Origin of the sequence: Streptomyces lacaronensis (assembly GCF_047337785.1) — a bacterium.
GTDB lineage: Bacteria > Actinomycetota > Actinomycetes > Streptomycetales > Streptomycetaceae > Streptomyces > Streptomyces lycopersici.
The window spans coordinates 11001242-11018461 of record NZ_JBLHDK010000003.1 but is presented as its reverse complement, the minus strand read 5'-3'; the positions used below and the strand labels follow the sequence as shown (position 1 = coordinate 11018461).

At 71.7% G+C, this 17220-nt stretch carries 17 protein-coding genes and 1 pseudogene; 12 read left to right on the top strand and 6 right to left on the bottom strand.

The features are described 5' to 3' along the window. Nucleotides 1-240: 240 nt before the first annotated feature. Nucleotides 241-981 carry an SDR family NAD(P)-dependent oxidoreductase gene (locus tag ACMTAK_RS47630; RefSeq protein ID WP_413811942.1) on the bottom strand — a complete coding sequence of 247 codons (741 nt, stop codon included), beginning with the start codon at nucleotides 979-981 and terminating at the stop codon, nucleotides 241-243. A gap of 242 nt (nucleotides 982-1223) precedes the next feature. Between ACMTAK_RS47630 and ACMTAK_RS47625 the strand changes: the two genes are divergently transcribed. Together ACMTAK_RS47625 and ACMTAK_RS47620 are read left to right on the top strand one after the other, a co-directional pair. Next, on the top strand, nucleotides 1224-2042 hold the full coding sequence (locus ACMTAK_RS47625) for an SDR family NAD(P)-dependent oxidoreductase (protein ID WP_413811941.1): 819 nt from the start codon (nucleotides 1224-1226) through the stop codon (nucleotides 2040-2042). A gap of 95 nt (nucleotides 2043-2137) precedes the next feature. After that, nucleotides 2138-3802, top strand: coding sequence for an IlvD/Edd family dehydratase (locus tag ACMTAK_RS47620; RefSeq protein WP_413813215.1), 1665 nt, complete (start codon nucleotides 2138-2140; stop codon nucleotides 3800-3802). 70 nt (nucleotides 3803-3872) lie between these two features. Here the strand turns inward: ACMTAK_RS47620 and ACMTAK_RS47615 are convergent, their stop codons facing one another. From ACMTAK_RS47615 to ACMTAK_RS47600, 4 genes are all read right to left on the bottom strand, one after another. After that, a complete protein-coding gene (locus tag ACMTAK_RS47615) occupies nucleotides 3873-4883 on the bottom strand; it encodes an alpha/beta hydrolase fold domain-containing protein (RefSeq protein ID WP_413811940.1) in 1011 nt (336 codons plus the stop codon). 134 nt (nucleotides 4884-5017) lie between these two features. Continuing rightward, the gene (locus ACMTAK_RS47610) at nucleotides 5018-5770 is read right to left on the bottom strand and encodes a TIGR03943 family putative permease subunit (RefSeq protein ID WP_413811939.1); all 753 of its coding nucleotides are present in this window, start codon (nucleotides 5768-5770) and stop codon (nucleotides 5018-5020) included. Continuing rightward, the gene (locus tag ACMTAK_RS47605) at nucleotides 5767-6780 is read right to left on the bottom strand and encodes a permease (protein ID WP_413811938.1); all 1014 of its coding nucleotides are present in this window, start codon (nucleotides 6778-6780) and stop codon (nucleotides 5767-5769) included. Before ACMTAK_RS47605 ends, ACMTAK_RS47610 begins: the two co-directional genes overlap by 4 nt. A gap of 128 nt (nucleotides 6781-6908) precedes the next feature. Then, nucleotides 6909-8063, bottom strand: coding sequence for a Gfo/Idh/MocA family protein (locus ACMTAK_RS47600; protein WP_413811937.1), 1155 nt, complete (start codon nucleotides 8061-8063; stop codon nucleotides 6909-6911). A 112-nt stretch (nucleotides 8064-8175) separates the two neighbouring features. On the opposite strand from ACMTAK_RS47600, the gene ACMTAK_RS47595 reads away from it, so the two are divergent. Together ACMTAK_RS47595 and ACMTAK_RS47590 are read left to right on the top strand one after the other, a co-directional pair. Beyond that, on the top strand, nucleotides 8176-9204 hold the full coding sequence (locus tag ACMTAK_RS47595; protein ID WP_413811936.1) for a LacI family DNA-binding transcriptional regulator: 1029 nt from the start codon (nucleotides 8176-8178) through the stop codon (nucleotides 9202-9204). 35 nt (nucleotides 9205-9239) lie between these two features. Then, a pseudogene (locus ACMTAK_RS47590) lies at nucleotides 9240-9446 on the top strand (alpha-L-arabinofuranosidase C-terminal domain-containing protein); the annotation flags it as partial. A 41-nt stretch (nucleotides 9447-9487) separates the two neighbouring features. On the opposite strand, the gene ACMTAK_RS47585 reads toward ACMTAK_RS47590, so the two are convergent. Continuing rightward, nucleotides 9488-9727 (bottom strand): hypothetical protein, encoded by a 240-nt coding sequence (locus tag ACMTAK_RS47585; RefSeq protein ID WP_413811935.1) that lies wholly within the window; start codon nucleotides 9725-9727, stop codon nucleotides 9488-9490. Between the two features lie 158 nt (nucleotides 9728-9885). On the opposite strand from ACMTAK_RS47585, the gene ACMTAK_RS47580 reads away from it, so the two are divergent. The 8 genes from ACMTAK_RS47580 to ACMTAK_RS47545 all read left to right on the top strand — a co-directional run bounded on the left by ACMTAK_RS47580 (nucleotide 9886) and on the right by ACMTAK_RS47545 (nucleotide 17215). Next, nucleotides 9886-11082, top strand: coding sequence for a sensor histidine kinase (locus ACMTAK_RS47580; protein ID WP_413811934.1), 1197 nt, complete (start codon nucleotides 9886-9888; stop codon nucleotides 11080-11082). Further along, complete coding sequence (locus ACMTAK_RS47575; protein ID WP_413811933.1) at nucleotides 11079-11756, top strand: response regulator transcription factor; 678 nt, start codon at nucleotides 11079-11081, stop codon at nucleotides 11754-11756. The genes ACMTAK_RS47580 and ACMTAK_RS47575 overlap by 4 nt, the downstream gene beginning before the upstream one ends. Nucleotides 11757-11886: 130 nt before the next feature. Beyond that, entirely contained in the window at nucleotides 11887-12285 is a 399-nt protein-coding gene (locus ACMTAK_RS47570) for a hypothetical protein (protein ID WP_413811932.1), read from the top strand. Between the two features lie 2 nt (nucleotides 12286-12287). Next, on the top strand, nucleotides 12288-12932 hold the full coding sequence (locus ACMTAK_RS47565) for a TetR/AcrR family transcriptional regulator (protein WP_413811931.1): 645 nt from the start codon (nucleotides 12288-12290) through the stop codon (nucleotides 12930-12932). Between the two features lie 98 nt (nucleotides 12933-13030). Further along, entirely contained in the window at nucleotides 13031-14260 is a 1230-nt protein-coding gene (locus ACMTAK_RS47560) for a cytochrome P450 (RefSeq protein WP_413811930.1), read from the top strand. 17 nt (nucleotides 14261-14277) lie between these two features. Then, the gene (locus tag ACMTAK_RS47555) at nucleotides 14278-14472 is read left to right on the top strand and encodes a ferredoxin (protein WP_413811929.1); all 195 of its coding nucleotides are present in this window, start codon (nucleotides 14278-14280) and stop codon (nucleotides 14470-14472) included. A gap of 219 nt (nucleotides 14473-14691) precedes the next feature. Next, the gene (locus tag ACMTAK_RS47550) at nucleotides 14692-15456 is read left to right on the top strand and encodes an SDR family NAD(P)-dependent oxidoreductase (protein ID WP_413811928.1); all 765 of its coding nucleotides are present in this window, start codon (nucleotides 14692-14694) and stop codon (nucleotides 15454-15456) included. A 154-nt stretch (nucleotides 15457-15610) separates the two neighbouring features. Then, nucleotides 15611-17215 carry an NAD(P)-binding domain-containing protein gene (locus tag ACMTAK_RS47545; protein ID WP_413811927.1) on the top strand — a complete coding sequence of 535 codons (1605 nt, stop codon included), beginning with the start codon at nucleotides 15611-15613 and terminating at the stop codon, nucleotides 17213-17215. Nucleotides 17216-17220: the final 5 nt, after the last annotated feature.

Genomic DNA, 17220 nt, shown 5'->3' with positions numbered 1-17220 from the left:
GCCGCATACCGATGCTTCCCCCTCCCCGCCCCTTCCCGAAACTGGGGCTCTGCCCCAGACCCCGGATGGGGGCTTCGCCCCTTCCCGCGGCATCGGTATGCGGCTCCGCCGCGTGGCAGAGTTCCGCCCAGACTCGGGGTCCAGGGGCGAAGCCCCTGGTATCGGGAAGGGGCGGGGAGGGGAACAGCCCGCCGCAGGCGTCACGATCCATCGGACACCAGCACCAGGATCCGGCGTGCGTCAGCCCAGGGCGAGCTCACCACCCCGGACCTCCAGGATGGCGCCGGTGATGTAACTCGCCCGGGAGGAGACGAGGAAGAGCACGGCTTCAGCGATCTCCTCTGGCGCCGCGGGCCGGTCCAGAACCGTGGCCCGCGCCACGGTCCGCAAGGCCTCCTCCCCCATCTCGGAGGTGCCCGGGGTGCGGACCGGACCCGAGCGGACGGCGTTGACCCGGACTCCCCGGCCGCCGAACTCATCGGCCCACACCCGGGTCAGCAGCTCCAGCGCGGCCTTCGAGGCGCCGTACGCCCCGGCGTTGCGGGCGGGGGCACCGGCGGCGATGGTGCTGAGGTTGACGATGGCGCCGTGGCCTCTGGCGGCCATCCTCGGTGCGAGCCGTCCCACCAGCAGAAGCGGCGCACGGGCGTTGATGGCCATATGGACGTCGAACATCTCGGACGAGGTCCCGGCGGTGTCCGCGAACCGGTAGACACCCGCGTTGTTGACCAGGATGTCCACGTCCCCCGCCTCGGCGGCCAGCCGCCGCACATCGTCGGCCTCGGCCAGATCCGCCGCCACGAACCTGGCCGTGGCACCCGTCGCGGACACCTCCCGGACCACGTCCGCGCCCCGACGCGCGTCCCGGCCGTGGACGACGACCTCGGCCCCCAGCGCCCCCAGCCGCAGGGCCACGGCCCGGCCGATCCCCGCCGTGGCGCCCGTGACCAGGGCCGTGGCACCGGACAGCTCGCCACTCATGCGGACACTCCTCACCGTAGGCCGGACACCGATCCACACCACACGCACCGGATGCTTACCGCACCCGCCCCCACCGGGCCGTACGGCTCGCCGCCCCAGGGCTGAACGGACGCCCGCGCGGAGCCGCCGGACGGCGCCCGGTCGAAGCACGGCCTCGCCGAGGACGCCCAGGATGCCGATGACGCCAAGGATGCCGATGACACGATCTTCCGCGTGGCGCTCGTCTTTGCTGTACTGCGTGGGTGCGGGAAACATCGTCAACCAGCCATGTCGCCCTGGTGACGGGGGCGAACCAGGGGATCGGCGCCGCGACGGCACGAGCGCTGGCGGCCCGCGGTGCCGCGGTGCTCTGTACCTATCTGCGCCCGCCACCCGGCAGCGGCGAGGGGGCCGCCCCGGATCCGTACCACGCCGCGCGATCCACCGACGGTGAAGAGGTCGCGGCGGAGATCCGCCGGGCCGGGGGGCGGGCCGAGGCCTTTGAGGCGGACCTCGGCGACCCGGCGGTTCCGGAGCGGCTCTTCGACCTCGCCGAGGACCGCCTGGGCCCGGTCGACATCCTGGTCAACAACGCCTCGGGATGGATCCAGGACACCTTCACCCCCGATCCGGCCGACCGGTTCGACCGGCCGCTGCGCCCCGTCACCGCGGAGACCTGGTCCCGGCAGTTCTCGGTGGACGCGATGGCGCCCGCGCTGCTGATCGGCGAACTGGCCCGCCGCCACCGGGCACGCGGTGCCGACTGGGGGCGGATCGTGGGCCTGACGTCGGGAGGGGAGCTCGGTTTCCCCGGAGAGGTGTCCTACGGCGCGGCGAAGGCCGCACAGACCGACTACACCCTGTCGGCGGCCGCCGAGCTGGCCGACCTCGGCATCACGGCCAATGTGGTGCAGCCGCCCGTGACCGACACCGGGTGGGTCACTGACGAGGTCCGGCGGTTCGTCGCCATGAGCCCCACCCATTTCCATGTCGCCGACCCGGCCGAGGTCGCGAAGACCATCGTCTTCCTCGCCTCGGACGAGGCCGCGCTCATCACCGGAAACGTCATCACCCTTCGCTGACAGGGATCGCCAGAGGGAGTGCAGAAGTGACTGACACGGGAACACACGGCCGTCGGCGCAGCGCGGCCTGGTTCGGTGCGGAGGGCCGGTCCGGGATGATCTATCGGTCCTGGATGCGCAACCAGGGCTATACCAGTGAGGTGTTCGACGGCCGCCCGGTGATCGGCATCGCCACGACGTGGTCGGAGCTGGCGCCCTGCAACAGCCATCTGCAGCGGGTGGCGGAGTCGGTGAAGCGCGGGGTGTGGCAGGCCGGGGGCTTTCCCCTGGAGTTCCCCGCGATGGCGCTGGGCGAGACGCTGATGCGGCCCACCGCGATGCTGTACCGCAATCTGCTGGCCATGGAGGCCGAGGAGCTGATGCGGGCCAATCCGCTGGACGGTGTGGTGCTGCTGTCCGGCTGTGACAAGACCACACCGGGTCTGCTGATGGCCGCCTCCAGCGTCGATCTGCCGGCCATCATGGTCACCGGCGGTCCGATGCTCAACGGCAAGTACCGGGGCGGGGACGTGGGCTCTGGCACCCAGGTATGGCGGTTCGAGGCCGAGCTGGCGGCCGGGCGGATGACCCAGGAGGAGTGCTTCTTCGCCGAGGGCTGTATGGCCCGGTCAGGCGGGCACTGCATGACCATGGGCACCGCGTCCACCATGGCGTCGATGGCCGAGGCACTCGGCATGCAACTGCCCTATTCGGCGAGCTGGCCGGCGGTGGACTCGCGGCGGTACGAGACGGCGCAGCGCGCCGGGCAGCGGATCGTGGCCATGGTGGAGGAGGATCTGCGGCCGTCACAGATCATGACCCGGGAGGCGTTCGAGAACGCGATCCGGGTCAACGCGGCCATCGGCGGCTCCACCAACGCGGTGATCCATCTGCTGGCCGTAGCGGGGCGGCTGGGGGTGCCGCTGGCTCTCGACGACTTCGACGCGCTCGCCCGGGAGGTGCCCACGCTGGTCGATCTCCAGCCCTCCGGACGGTTCCTGATGGAGGACTTCTGCTACGCCGGTGGGCTGCCGGTGGTGATGCGCGAGCTGGGCCCGCTGCTGCACCCGGAGCCGACCACGGTGACCGGCCGTACGGTGGCGGAGAACGTCGCCGACGCCGAGTGCTGGAACCGTGAGGTGATCCGGACACTGGACGACCCGTTCCAGGAGGCGGGCACCGGCACCGCCGTACTGCGCGGCAATCTCGCGCCGAACGGCGCGGTGATCAAACAGTCCGCCGCATCGCGCCATCTGCTCACCCACCGGGGTCGGGCCCTGGTGTTCGACACGCCGGAGGACTACCTCGCCGTGTACGCGGACGAGGACCTGCCGGTGGACGAGAACACCGTGCTGGTGATCCGGGGCAGCGGCCCGCGCGGCTACCCGGGGATGCCCGAGGTGTCCAATGTGGTGCTGCCGCCCAAGTTGCTGCGCAAGGGCGTCGAGGACATGGTGCGCATCTGTGACGGCCGGATGTCCGGCACCGGCTTCGGCACCGTGGTGCTCCATGTGTCCCCCGAGTCCGCCGTCGGTGGCCCGCTCGCGCTGGTGCGCGACGGCGACTGGATCACCCTGGACGTCCCGGCGCGTACGCTGACCCTGGACGTGGGCGAGGAGGAGCTGGAGCGCCGACGGGCCGCCTGGGAGCCCCCGCCGCCGGTCGCCGACCGAGGCTGGACCAGGCTCTACACCGAGCGTGTGCTACAGGCGGACCAGGGGCTCGACCTGGACTTCCTGGTCGGTGGCAGCGGACATCCGGTGCCCCGCGAGTCCCACTGACCACTGACTCTCACGGTCGTGTGGTGGTCCGCCCGCGGATCACCACACGACCGTCCCCAAGCGGCCGCCGTCAGTTGGCCAGAAGCCTGCGCAGCCACCGCAGCCGCGCCTCCCGCGCGTCCCGCGAGACGGCCGCCCGCGGTGCCATGCCCGAGAAGCCGTGGAAGGCACCCGGCCAGACGTGCAGTTCGGCCTGTCCCCCGGCCCGCCAGATGCGGCCGGCGTAGTCGACGTCCTCGTCGCGGAAGGTTTCCGCGGCCCCTACGTCGATGAACGCGGGAGGCAGACCGGACAGGTCCGTCGCCCGGGCCGGTGCGGCGTAGGGCGATACGTCGTCACCACCGCGTGCGGCGCCGAGCAGCGCGGTCCACCCGGCCTCGTTGGCAGCCCTGTCCCACACCCCGACTCCTGCCATCTGCAGGGCGGAGGGCGTGTCGTTGCGGTCGTCCAGCATGGGGCACATCAGCAGTTGCCCGAACAAGGCTGGGCCGCCGCGGTCCCGGGCCATCAGGGCGACCGCGGCAGCGAGGCCGCCACCGGCGCTGCCCCCGACGACGATGAGGCGCCCGGGGTCGATACCCAGCTCGGCGGCGTGTTCGGCCGTCCAGGCCAGACCGGCGTAGCAGTCCTCCACCGGTCCGGGGTGCTGGGTCCCGGGTGCCAGGCGGTACTCGACGGAGACCACGGAGAGCCTCAGCTCCTGGGCGAGGTCGAGCATCTCCGGCACGCCCGTGCGGTTGTCCCCGACCGTCATGCCACCGCCGTGGATGTGGTAGAGCGCGGGCACCGCAGTGGCCGCGTCCGCCAAGCGGCAGATCAGCAGGGAGACGTCCGGCGCGCCCACCGGGCCGGGGACGGACCGCTCCTCGACCCGGAACACCCCGTCGCGCTCCAGGGCCTCGTTCGTCACCGGCTCCATGCCGGGCACGTCCTGAGGGGGTGTCGCACCCGGATCGGCCCCGGAGCCGCCGGGCGGCAGGAGCTCATAAATGGCCGCGAGCGCCGTGGTGAGTTCCGGGTCGAACGGCGGCGGTGGCCCGAGTGGTGCGGTGGCCGTACGTACGGGCGAGGTGTGCTCCATGGTCGACTCCCAGGGTGATGGCAGGGGGGAACTCCTGTGGTCGGCCGCCCACTGCCCCATGATCAGCAGCCGCTCGGCGGATTCTAGCGACCGGTCGGCGGGGCAGCGAGGGTGGCCTGACGATGAGTCAGCCATCAGCCGTTCCAGCTCTCGTCGTACGGATCGCGCGGGGCCGGGACCGGCCTGGACCGGCTGACCTCGAGGTACGGGATGGCGCCACCGCCCACCGGGTCCTTGGTCCGTTCGCGGGTGTAGGTGCCGATGACCTGGAGCCAGGTGTCGGATTCCAGCACCGCGGGGATCCGCCCGGTCAGGCCGATCTTGACGGGCTGGGCGTCGGCGGCGCAGCAGTTGAGCGCCATACGGACGAGATAGGGGGCGCCGTGGCCGTCGAGGGCGACAAAGCCGGTGATCTTGACCCTTCGGTGCTCCAGGGAGCGCCCGTGGTCGTACACCGCGCGCCCGGCGTAGTCGGCCACATTGAGCGGCAGCGGGTCCCCGGCGGGGAGGGCGGGGAAGCCCCAAGGGCGTTGCAGCGCCGTGCCGGTGTGCATGGCGGTGTACGAGCCGAGCGCGGGCGGCGCCACCAGGATGAGGGCGAACAGCGGGAGCACGAGGAGCCAGGAGACACGTGGTTCCCGGTGGGCGTGGCCGCCTTCGCCCTCCCCGTGGCCGCCTTCGCCCTCCCCCGCGTCCCCACCGGCCGGGCGCGTCCGCCACTCGTACCAGACGGTGGCGACGGCCGCCGCCATCAGAACGGCACCGGCCGCGAGGAGCAGCGGGCGCAGCCCCGCCTTCACATAGCGCAGATAGAGGTCGGTGGATCCGGCCCGCAGCACCGCCCCGCCGACCAGGAACAGCACGATCGCCTGAGCCTTCCTGTTCACAGCAGCACCGCCCCGACCAGGGTCGACATCAGGACGGCGAGGACGAAGGTGGCGGGCGCGAACCGCAGCGCGAACCCGCGGCCGAACGTGCCGGTCTGCATCGCGAACAGCTTCAGGTCGATCATCGGGCCGACGACGAGGAACGCCAGCCGCGCGGTGAGCGAGAACTGCGACAGGGACGCGGCCACGAAGGCGTCGGCCTCGGAGCAGATCGACAGCAGCACCGCGAGGACCGCCAGGGCCAGGATCGACACGACCGGGTCATCGGCGGCGCCGCGCAGCCAGCTCGCCGGGACCACGGCCTTGAGGGTGGCCGCGGCCATGGCGCCGACGACGAGGAAGCCGCCGGCGTGCATCACATCGTGGCGTACGGACGCCCAGAACGCGGCGCCCTTTCCGTGGCCGTGGAAGGCGGGGCGGCCCGGTGGGCGCAGCCAGTCGGCCCGCCCCAGCCGCTGCCACAGCCAGCCCATCGCACACGCCACGAACAGACTCGCCACGAACCGGGCGAACACCATCTGCGGCTGGCGGGGGAAGGCGACGGCGGTGGCGGTCAGCACGATCGGGTTGATGGCCGGGGCGGACAGCAGGAACGCGAGCGCCGCCGCCGGGGTGACACCCCGGCGCACCAGCGCCCCGGCCACCGGTACGGAGGCGCATTCACAGCCGGGCAGCACCGCCCCGGCCACGCCCGCCACCGGCACCGCGACGGCGGGCCGCCGCGGCAGCGCGCGGGCGAAGAACGACGGCGGGACGAAGACCGCGATGAGCGCCGACAGCAGCACCCCGAGCACGAGGAAGGGCAGGGCCTGGAGGACCACCGCGGTGAACACGGTCATCCAGCTCTGCGCCACCGGAGCCGACAGCGCCCGGCGGACCGGCCCCTGCGCGACCACCACCAGGAGCAGCAGCATGATGAGGCCGAGGGAGGAATCGAACCGCCCGCCCCGCGGAGCGCCCGCGTCGCGGCGGCCGGCCCCGGTCGGGGCCGCTTCGGTCGAGGTGGTCACGGCTGGGATACCTCCGGCGTCGAGGGTGCGTGGCGCGGTTCCCCGCCCCCTCCAGTACGCCGGTTCGGCCCCGCGTGCTCACCACGGCCGCCATGAGCCGGAAGTCACCCCGGCGTCCGCCGCTTCGCTCAGCCGGGGCTCACCCACGCGCCCAGGTCGGCGGAGCGGGTCATGGCGTCCAGCACGGTGGCGCTGTGCACGGCGTCGTCCAGGGTGGCGCCGTGGGCGGTGCCCTCGGCGATGGAGCGCAGGAAGTGGTACGCCTCGATCACCTTCAGATCGTCATAGCCCATGCCATTGGCCGAGCCGGGCTGGAAGGCGGCGTACTCGCCGTGCCCCGGGCCGACGTACACGGTGGAGACGGGCTGGTCCTGGTACGCGGTGCCGCGGCTGACGCCGAGTTCGCCCATGCGCCGGAAGTCCCAGAACACCGCGCCCTTGGTGCCGTGGATCTCGAAGCCGTAGGTGTTCTGTTCGCCGACCGAGACCCGGCAGGCCTCCAGCACCCCACGGGCGCCGGAGGCGAAGCGCAGCAGACAGGAGACGTAGTCCTCGTTCTCCACCGGGCCCAGCTCGCCGCCGGTGGCCCGGGTGTGACCGGCGGTGGCATCCGTGGGGCAGGCCCGCTCGGGCACGAACACGGCGGTGTCGGCGGTCAGCGCGTCGATCTCGCCGAGCAGGAAGCGGGCCAGGTCCACCCCGTGCGAGGCGAGGTCGCCCAGCACTCCGCTGCCGCCACGCGCACGTTCGTACCGCCAGGTCAGGGCACCTTCGGGGTGGGCGGCATAGTCGCTGAAGAGACGGACGCGGGCGTGGGTGACGGTGCCGATCTCCCCGGCGGCGATCATGGCGCGGGCGGTCTGGACGGCGGGTGCGTTGCGGTAGTTGAAGCCGACCACGCCCTGGACTCCGGCCTCGGCCACGGCCCCGGCGACCGCGCGGGCGTCGTCGGCGGTGAGCCCGACGGGCTTCTCGATCCAGATGTGCTTGCCCGCCCGGGCCATGGCGACGCCGATCTCGCGGTGCAGGAAGTTCGGCGCGGCGATGCTCACCGCCTGGACCCGGGGGTCGGCGGCGACCTCCTGCCAGTCCCCGGCGGCGGTGGCGAAGCCGTACCGTCCGGCGGCCTCCTCGGCCCGGCCGGGCACCTCGTCGGCGACGGCGACGAGTTCGGGCCGTACGGACAGCTGCGGGAAGTGGTGCGGCAGCCGGACGTACGCCTGGGTGTGCACCCGTCCCATCCAGCCGAATCCCACGACGGCGACCCCGAGCGTACTCACCATGACTGCCCTTCTTTGGACCGTTCCAGATCTCTTCCGGCCCCACACTGAAAGCCCTTCCCGCAGGTGTCAACCCCTTTGACAACCGTGTTCGCCGTATGGAACGGTCCAGAGCATGAGATCACCGACGATCCGCGATGTCGCCGAACGGGCCGGAGTGTCGAAGTCGCTGGTCTCCCTGGTGCTGCGCGGCTCCCCGCAGGTGCGCCCCGAGAAGCGGCGGGCCGTCCTGGCCGCCGTCGAGGAGCTCGGCTACCGGCCCAACGCCGCCGCGCGCAGCCTCAGCGAGCGGCGCACCCGGACCGTCGGGGTGCTCCTGAACGATCTGCGCAACCCCTGGTTCGTGGAGCTGCTCGACGGGCTCAACTCCGAGCTGTACGCGAGCGGTCTGCGCACCCTGCTGGCCGACGGCCGGCTCAACCGACGGCTCGGCGAGGACCTCACCCACACCTTCACCGAGCTGAGGGTGGACGGCCTGATCGCCGTGGGCACGCTCCCGGACCCGGCGGCGGTGCGCACGGCGGCCGCGCGGGTGCCCACGGTGGTCGTCGGCACCCGCGAGCCCGTGCTGCCGAACGTGGACATCGTCGCGGGCGACGACGAGCTGGGCGCCCGCCTGGCCACCGAGCACCTCATCGGCCTGGGCCACCGGCACATCGCGCATATCGCGGGGCAGGGCGTGGTGGGCGAACTGCGCCGCCGTGGCTTCGAGGCGGTCATGCGCGAGCACGGCCTGTCCGGGTCGGCGACCGTGGAGCAGGGCGATCTGACCGAGGAGGGCGGCTACCGGGCCACGGTCCGGCTGCTGGGCGCGCCGCACCGGCCCACCGCGGTCTTCGCCTTCAATGACATGGCCGGGGTGGGCGCCCTGTCGGCCGCCGAGGAGCTGGGCCTGCGGGTGCCGGACGACCTCTCCCTCGTCGGCTACGACAACACCTATCTCGCGCGGCTGCGCCATCTGTGGCTCACCACCGTGGACAACGCCGGCCATGACATCGGCCGCCGCGCCGCGCGCCGGCTGCTCGACCGGATCGCCGACCCCGCCCGCCCCGGCGAGGTGGCACTCACCGCCCCGGTCCTCGAGGTCCGGGGCACGACGGCGCCGCCGCGTCCGGCGGACCGACCGTCGCGCACCGGCCATTGACGCCCCGTCAGCGCCTGCCTATCGTCCGTTCGAAGATCGAGACGGGCCGGGCGTACGACGTGCGGATCGAGGCCCGCGGCCGGCGGGTGACGCTGTACCTGGACGGGAAGAAGTGGGGTTCGTTCACCGACGACAAGGTGGCCGAGCCGTTCCGCCAGGTGGTGACCCGCGACAAGGCCACCGGTGAGCTCATCGTCAAGGTGGTCAACGCCCAGGACGCCGCCGCCCGCACCCGGATCGACGGGCTCGCGGCCGGTGACCGGAGCGGTCACCGGCCGCGGTCTCATCCGCGTCCTCGATCACCGAGCGCACCGCCCGCCGCGCCCACCGCCAGGCCGAGGACGACCATCACGACGTAGCTGTAGACCTCATAGCCGCCGGGGACGAGGAAGCGGACGAACCCCATGAAGTGGAGCCAGCCCCACCATTCGTGCAGCAGACCGCTTCCGCCGCCGACGACGAGGGTGAAGGAGAGCAGATGCGACACGGCGGCGAGCGGGGAGGTGTCCTTGGTGGATGTCATGGCCCGAACCTAGGCGGGCCGTCCCGGGCGGCGGATCGGGCACAAGACGGCTCGGCGGTGACCGAAGGACACCGCCCGCCACCGGGGAGTGGTACTTAAGTATCCGCTCGCGGTACGAGTCCCCGCTCGCCCGCCCGGTCCGCGTAGATTTCCGGGACATGGGCCGCATCCACCGCACCCGCCGGGACTGGGCAGCCGATCTGGGGCTGATGCTCTTCGCCGCGTGCTTCGCCGCCGCCAGCTCCGATTCCATACCGGTCGAGGAGGGTCTCGATCCGGTGTGGCTGACCGTCGATCAGGTGATCGGCGGGCTGGGGTGTGCGACGGTCCTGCTGCGGCGGCGGTGGCCGGTGGCGCTGACGGTGGCGCTGCTGCTGGCGGGCAGCGAGCTCTCGCACTACCTCACCGGTCCTGCGATGGTGGCGGTGTTCACGGTGGCCGCGACCCGGCCGGGGCGGGCCACCGCGTGGGTGGCGGCGGTGGCCTTCGTACCGCTTCCCGTCTTCCTGTGGCAGCTGCCGGAGGTCTCCGGGGACCGGAAGAGCTCGGCGCTGACCTACTTCGCGCTGATCGCCGGAGCCATCGGATGGGGGCTGTTCCGGCGGTCCCGGCAGCAGCTGATCGCCTCCCTGCGGGAGCGGGCCGAACTGGCCGAGGCGGACGCGGAGTTGCGGGCCGAGCGGGCCCGCCGGGAGGCGCGGGAGGAGATCGCGCGGGAGATGCACGATGTGCTGGGGCACCGGCTGACGCTGCTGAGCCTGCACGCGGGGGCGCTGGAGTTCCATACGAAGGCGCCCCGCGAGGAGATCGGAAGGGCCGCCGGGGTGATCCGGGAGAGCGCCCATCTGGCGCTGAGCGATCTGCGTGAGGTGATCGGGGTGTTGCGCGCGGGACCGGCGGAGGACGAGCGGCCCCAGCCCGAACTGGCCGATCTGGCCCGGCTGGTGGCGGAGGCCCGGACGGCGGGCGGCCGGATCGAGCTGACCGGGCCGCCCGACGATCCGGCCCCGCCGCCCGTGGTGGGGCGCACGGCGTACCGCATCGTCCAGGAGGCGCTGACCAACGCGCGCAAACACGCGCCCGGCGCGGCGGTCACGGTGCGGGTGGCCGGAGGCCCGGCCGACCGGCTGACGGTGGAGGTCCGCAACGCGCCGCCGCCCGGGGCGGCCGCGGACACCGGCGGTGGCGAAGACGGCCGTGGCGAAGGCGGTGGGCAGGGGCTGATCGGGCTGGCCGAACGGGCCCGGCTGGCGGGCGGCGAGCTGAACGCGGGCCCGGCCCAGGGCGGTTTCCGGGTGCGCGCCTGGCTACCCTGGCCCGCGGCGGACACGGTGTCCGCCGCGGGTCAGGGGTGAGGGAGGACGGCGCGGTGATCAATGTCCTGCTGGTGGACGACGACGCGATCGTACGGGCCGGACTGCGCCTGATGCTGGGCGGTGCCCCGGACATCGAGGTCGTCGCGGAGGGCGCCGACGGGGCGGAGGTGCCGCCCCTGGTCGCCGCCCACCGGCCCGATGTGGTGCTGATGGACATCCGGATGCCGGGCGTCGACGGGCTGACCGCCACCACGGAACTCCGGGCCCGGCCCGGCGCCCCGGAGGTGCTGGTGCTGACCACCTTCCACACCGACGGTCATGTGCTGCGGGCGCTGCGCGGCGGCGCGGCCGGGTTCCTCCTCAAGGACACCCCGCCAGGGGACATTGTCACGGCCATCCGCACGGTGGCCGCCGGGGATCCGGTGCTCTCCCCCGCCGTCACCCGCCGGCTCATCGAGCAGGTGGCGGGCGGCGGGCAGGAGGACCGGGCCACCGCCGCCCGGGCCCGGCTGGCACTGCTGGGCGAACGGGAGCGGGAAGTGGCCCGGGCGGTCGGGCGGGGCCGCTCCAACGCGGAGATCGCCCGGGAGCTGCATCTGGCACTGCCGACGGTGAAGGCCCATGTGTCGCGCATCCTGACCCGGCTGGATCTCAACAACCGCGTCCAGATCGCGCTGCTGGTCCATGACGCCGGAGCGTCGGACGACTGCTGAACGCCGCTCCTCCCGCCTCGATGGGTGAACGATGAGGGACAATTTAAATCAGTCGCTTGACTTAAGTATTGCCCATGGGGTTGCCTGATCTTGTCGATGACCGCCCCGCCCCGGACCGAGGGAGAGCGTCGTGACTCCAGGAGACGGCGAGCAGTTACTCAGCTATCCGATCCCCAGCGATACGGCGCTGGGGCCACCCGCCGAGTGGGCCCGGCTGCGGCAGCGGTGTCCGGTGGCGAAGGTGGCGCTGCCCAGCGGGGACGAGGCATCGTTGCTGACCCGCTACGACGATGTGAAACAGGTGCTGTCCGACCCGAGGTTCACCCGGCTGCTGAACGCCGACGACGCGGCCCGGGTCTCGGACAGCGAATCGGGCCGCCAGGCACTGGCCCGCACCGAGCTACAGGCCACGCTGGACGTACTGCTGCGCCGCCTGCCCACGCTCGAACTCGCCGTCTCCGTAGTGGAGTTGCGGCGGCTGGAGGGCCTGGCCGTGGGCGGGCTGCGCGACCTCCCGGTGCGGTGGTGACCATGGCGGGCAGGGCCGTACGGCACGAGCGGGCCGATGCCACGCGCGGGGCGATCCTCGCCGCCGCGGAGCGGCTGTTCGCCGAGCGCGGGGTGTACGCGGTCTCCAACCGCCAGGTCAGCGAGGCCGCCGGGCAGGGCAACAACGCGGCGGTCGGCTACCACTTCGGCACCAAGGCCGACCTGGTGCGGGCGATCGCCCGGCAACACGCGGAGCAGGTCGAGCGGTTGCGCCTGCGGATGCTGGGCGAGATCGGCGACTCCACCGACGTACGGGACTGGGTGGCCGCTCTGGTGCGCCCGGTCCTCGAGCATCTGGCGGAGCTGCCCAGCCCGACCTGGTACGCGCGGTTCTGCGCCCAGGTGATGACCGACCCGGCGCTCCACGAGATCATGGCCGATGAGTCCATGGCCTCTCCGGCGCTGCGGCGGACCGTCGAGGGGTTCAACCGGTGCCTCCCCGAGTTGCCGATCGAGGTGCACATAGAGCGCGGGGCCATGGCGCGCCATCTGATCCTGCACATGTGCGCCGAGCGGGAGCGCGCGCTCGCCGAGCACACCGCCACGCCCCGGTCCAGCTGGCACGACGCCGCCACCGGCCTGATCGACGGGATCGTCGGGCTGTGGCTGGCGCCCGTCACCCACTGACCGCGGCCCTCACACACCGGCGGACCGCCGAGGGCCGTCGAGGGACAACGGGGGACAACGGGGGTTCCACCACATGCCTCAAACGAATTGAGGGAGCGATGACCAGCACAGTGAACCCGGTGGACGAGCGCGCCGCGCGGGCCCCGGAGTTTCCGATGGCCAGGGCGGCGGGCTGCCCGTTCGACCCGCCTCCGGAGCTGCGGGACCTGCAGCAAGAGGGTCCGTTGGCGAGGGTCCGCCTGTGGGACGGCAGTACGCCGTGGCTGGTGACCCGGTACGCCGATCAGCGGGCGTTGCTGGGCGACCCGAGGGTCAGCGCCGACATCCACCGGCCCGGCTACCCCCGCCAGGCCCCGATGCCACCCGGAGGTACGGGGGTCAGCTTCATCCTGAAGGACGACCCCGAGCACGCCCGGCTGCGGCGGATGGTGACGGCGCCGTTCGCCATCAAGCGGGTGGAGGCCATGCGGCCCGGCGTGCAGAAGATCGTGGACGACCTGATCGACGAGCTGCTGGCCGGTCCGAACCCGGTGGACCTGGTGGAGGCGTTCGCCCTGCCGGTGCCCTCGCTGGTCATCTGTCAGCTGCTCGGAGTGCCCTACGCCGACCACGACTTCTTCCAGGACAACAGCAAGGTCATCATCAACCGGAACGTCACCCCCGAGCAGCGCTCGGCCGCCCATGGCAACCTGATCGAGTATCTGGACGGCCTGATGGGCGAGAAGATCGCCCGTCCCGTGGACGATCTGCTGTCCGGTCTCGCCGAGCGGGTCACGGCGGGCGAGCTGTCCCGCAACGAGGCCGCGCAGATGGGTGTGCTGCTGCTGATCGCGGGCCACGAGACCACCGCGAACATGATCGCGCTCGGCACTCTCGCCCTGTTCGAGCACCCCGGGCAACTCGCCCTGCTGCGCGACACCGACGACCGCCGGCTGATCGCGTCGGCGGTGGAGGAGCTGCTGCGCTATCTGCACATCACCCACAGCGGGCGGCGCCGGGTGGCGGTGGCGGACATCGAGATCGGCGGGGAGGTCATCCGCGCGGGCGAGGGGCTGATCCTGGCCAATGACATCGCCAACCGGGACCCCGGGGTGTTCGCCGAACCCGACCGGCTGGACCTCCGGCGGGACGCCCGTCGCCATGTGGCCTTCGGCTTCGGGGTGCACCAGTGCCTGGGCCAGCCACTGGCCCGGATGGAGCTCCAGGTCGTCTACGGCACCCTCTACCGCCGTATCCCCACTCTGCGGCCGGCCACCGAGCTGGAGCGGATCCCGTTCAAACACGACGGATCGGTCTACGGCGTCTACGAACTGCCCGTGACCTGGTGAGAAGAGAGGAAACCCCGATGAAGGTGACCGTCGATCAGGACAAGTGTGTCGCGTCCGGCCAGTGTGTGGTCGCCGCGATGGAGGTTTTCGACCAGCGCGACGAGGACGGCATCGTGGTGCTGCTCAACGCCGAGCCCCCGGCCGAGCAGGCCGACGACGTCCGGCACGCCGCGGCGGTGTGCCCGGCCATGGCCATCGAGGTCCAGGACTAGGGTCCTTCCGACGGATCTCCGCGGCGTCGCGGCGCCCGGCACGGACGCCGCGACCCCGGGGCCGGTTCCGGGACCGGGTCCCGGACCGTACGACCGCAACCGGGCGGCGGCGCGGGCGTTTTCCTCGTCCGCACCGCCGCCCCCGTGCACACCCCGGTGGGATGCGCACGGTCCTCAGAACACGTCGATCTCGGACAACATGAAGAAGGGAAGACAACCGTGAGCAGCACCGGTCTTCGGAATCGCGGCGTCATCGTCACCGGAGCGGGATCGGGGATCGGCCGGGCCGCGGCCCTGACGTTTGCCGCCGAGGGGGCGAAGGTACTGGTCGCGGACGTCGACCGGGACGGCGCCGAACAGGTTGTCACAGCGATAGGGGCGGCGGGTGGAGTGGCCCACGCGGTCGTCGGCGACCTCGGCGACCAGCGGGTGGTGGACGAGGTCGTCGCCACGGCCATGGAGGCGCTCGGCGGTCTGGACGTCCTGGTGAACAACGCCGGCATCATGGACCGCTTCTCGGCGGTCGCGGACACCGACGACACCGAATGGGACCGGGTGCTGCGCATCAACCTGACGGCCCCGTTCATGCTCACCCGGGCCGCGCTGCCGCACATGCTGGCGGCGGGCCGGGGCGCGATCGTCTTCACCGCCTCGGAGGCGTCGCTGCGCGGCAGTACGGCCGGCGCCGCCTACACCGCCTCCAAGCACGGTGTGGTGGGCCTGGTGAAGTCCCTCGCGGTGATGTACCGGGAGCAGGGGATCCGGGCCAACGCGATCGCCCCCGGCGGCACCGCCACCGCCATGCGGGTCGACGCCCGGCCGGGCGAGCATGGCCCGGCCGTCATCGGAGCCCATACCTCGGCCGTCGGGAGGATCGCCACGGCCGAGGAGCAGGCCGCCGCCATCCTCTTCCTGGCCTCCGACGCCGCGAGCAATGTCAACGGCGTCATCCTGCCCGTGGACAACGGCTGGTCGGCCGTCTGATCCGATACCGGGCCGGCCACACTGGCCTGTTTTCGATATTGCTCAAGGTGACGGCGGCTCATTAGAGTGGTTGTTGAGATTTAAAGGAAAATGTTCACGGCTTTCCCCTGTCATCGCGCTCCTCACCGCATCGCGCTCTTGAAAGGAAGGCACTGTGCACAACCAACCTCTCCACTCTTCCGAGGCTCTTGACTACCTTGTCATCGGTGCCGGCCCCGCCGGCCTCCAGCTCGGGCACCTGCTGGCGACGGCGGGCCACACCTACCGGATCCTGGAAGCCGGAAACAGACCGGGCACCTTCTTTCAAAAGTTCCCCCGCCACCGGCAGTTGATCTCCAGCAACAAGGTGCACACCGGTATCGACGACCCCGAGTTCAACCTCCGGATGGACTGGAACTCCCTGCTGTCCCCCGATCCGGAGCTGCTGTTCACCCGTTACAGCAAGCGCTACTTCCCGGCCGCCGACGACTATGTGCGTTATCTGGCCGACTTCGCCGAGGCGTTCGACCTCGACATCGCCTTTGACACCCGGGCGGTGCGGATCCGCCGCGACGACGACGGCTTCACCGTCACCGATCAGCACGGCGGCGACCACCGTGGCCGCCGGCTGGTGATGGCCACCGGCGTGAGCCGGCCCTATATACCCGACGTGCCCGGTATCGAGACCGCCGAGGACTACTCCGATGTCTCGGTGGACCCCGAGGACTTCACCGACCAGCGCGTGTTGATCCTCGGCAAGGGCAACTCCGCACTGGAGACGGCCGACAACCTCATCGAGACGGCCGCCGTCATCCATGTGGCCGGACCGCACAGCCTGCGGCTGGCGTGGAAGAGCCACTATGTGGGCCATCTGCGCGCCGTCAACAACAACTTCCTCGACACATACCAGCTCAAATCACAGAACGCCATACTCGACGGCAATGTGCTCTCGATCGAGAAGGAGCCGGGCGACGGCGGCGGGTACCGAGTGCGGTTCAGCTTCTCCCGGGCGAACGAGGTCGTGAAGGAGATCCCCTACGACCGGATCATCGTGTGCACCGGCTTCCGCTTCGACGCCTCGCCGTTCGACCCCGAATGCCGCCCCGAGTTGGTCATCAACGACCGCTTCGCGGCCCTCACGCCGGCGTATGAGTCGGTCAATGTGCCCGGGCTGTACTTCGCCGGTACCCTCACCCAGCAGCGCGACTTCAAGAAGTCCACCAATGGCTTCATCCACGGATTCCGCTACGGCGTACGGGCGTTGAGCCGCATTCTCGACGAACGCCACCATGACCTGGCCTGGCCGGCCCAGCCGCTGGCCACGGATCCGTCCGCGCTGGCGGACGCCGTGGTGGCGCGGGTCAACCGCAGTTCCGCGCTGTGGCAGCAGTTCGGTGTGATCGGCGACCTGCTGGTCGCGGCCGACGGCGACCAGGCCCGCTACCACGAGGAGGTGCCGGTCGCCTACGCCCATGAAAGCCCCCTGACGGCGGGCGCCGACTACTTCATCGTCACCCTGGAGTACGGCCCCGACCACGACAAGGTCGATCCCTTTGACATCACGGTGCGCCGGGCGGCGCAGAACTCGGTCGGGGAAGCCTTCGACGCCTCCTATCTGCATCCGGTGATCCGTCACTTCCGGGGCGGTGAACTCCTCGGCACCCACCACATGGCCGAGAACCTGGAGAACGAGTGGAACCACCCGAAGGTCCACCACGCCCCGCTGGTCGAGTTCTTCGCGCGTGAGCTGGACGCGCAACCCGCCGGCGCGGGGCGGTGACACCG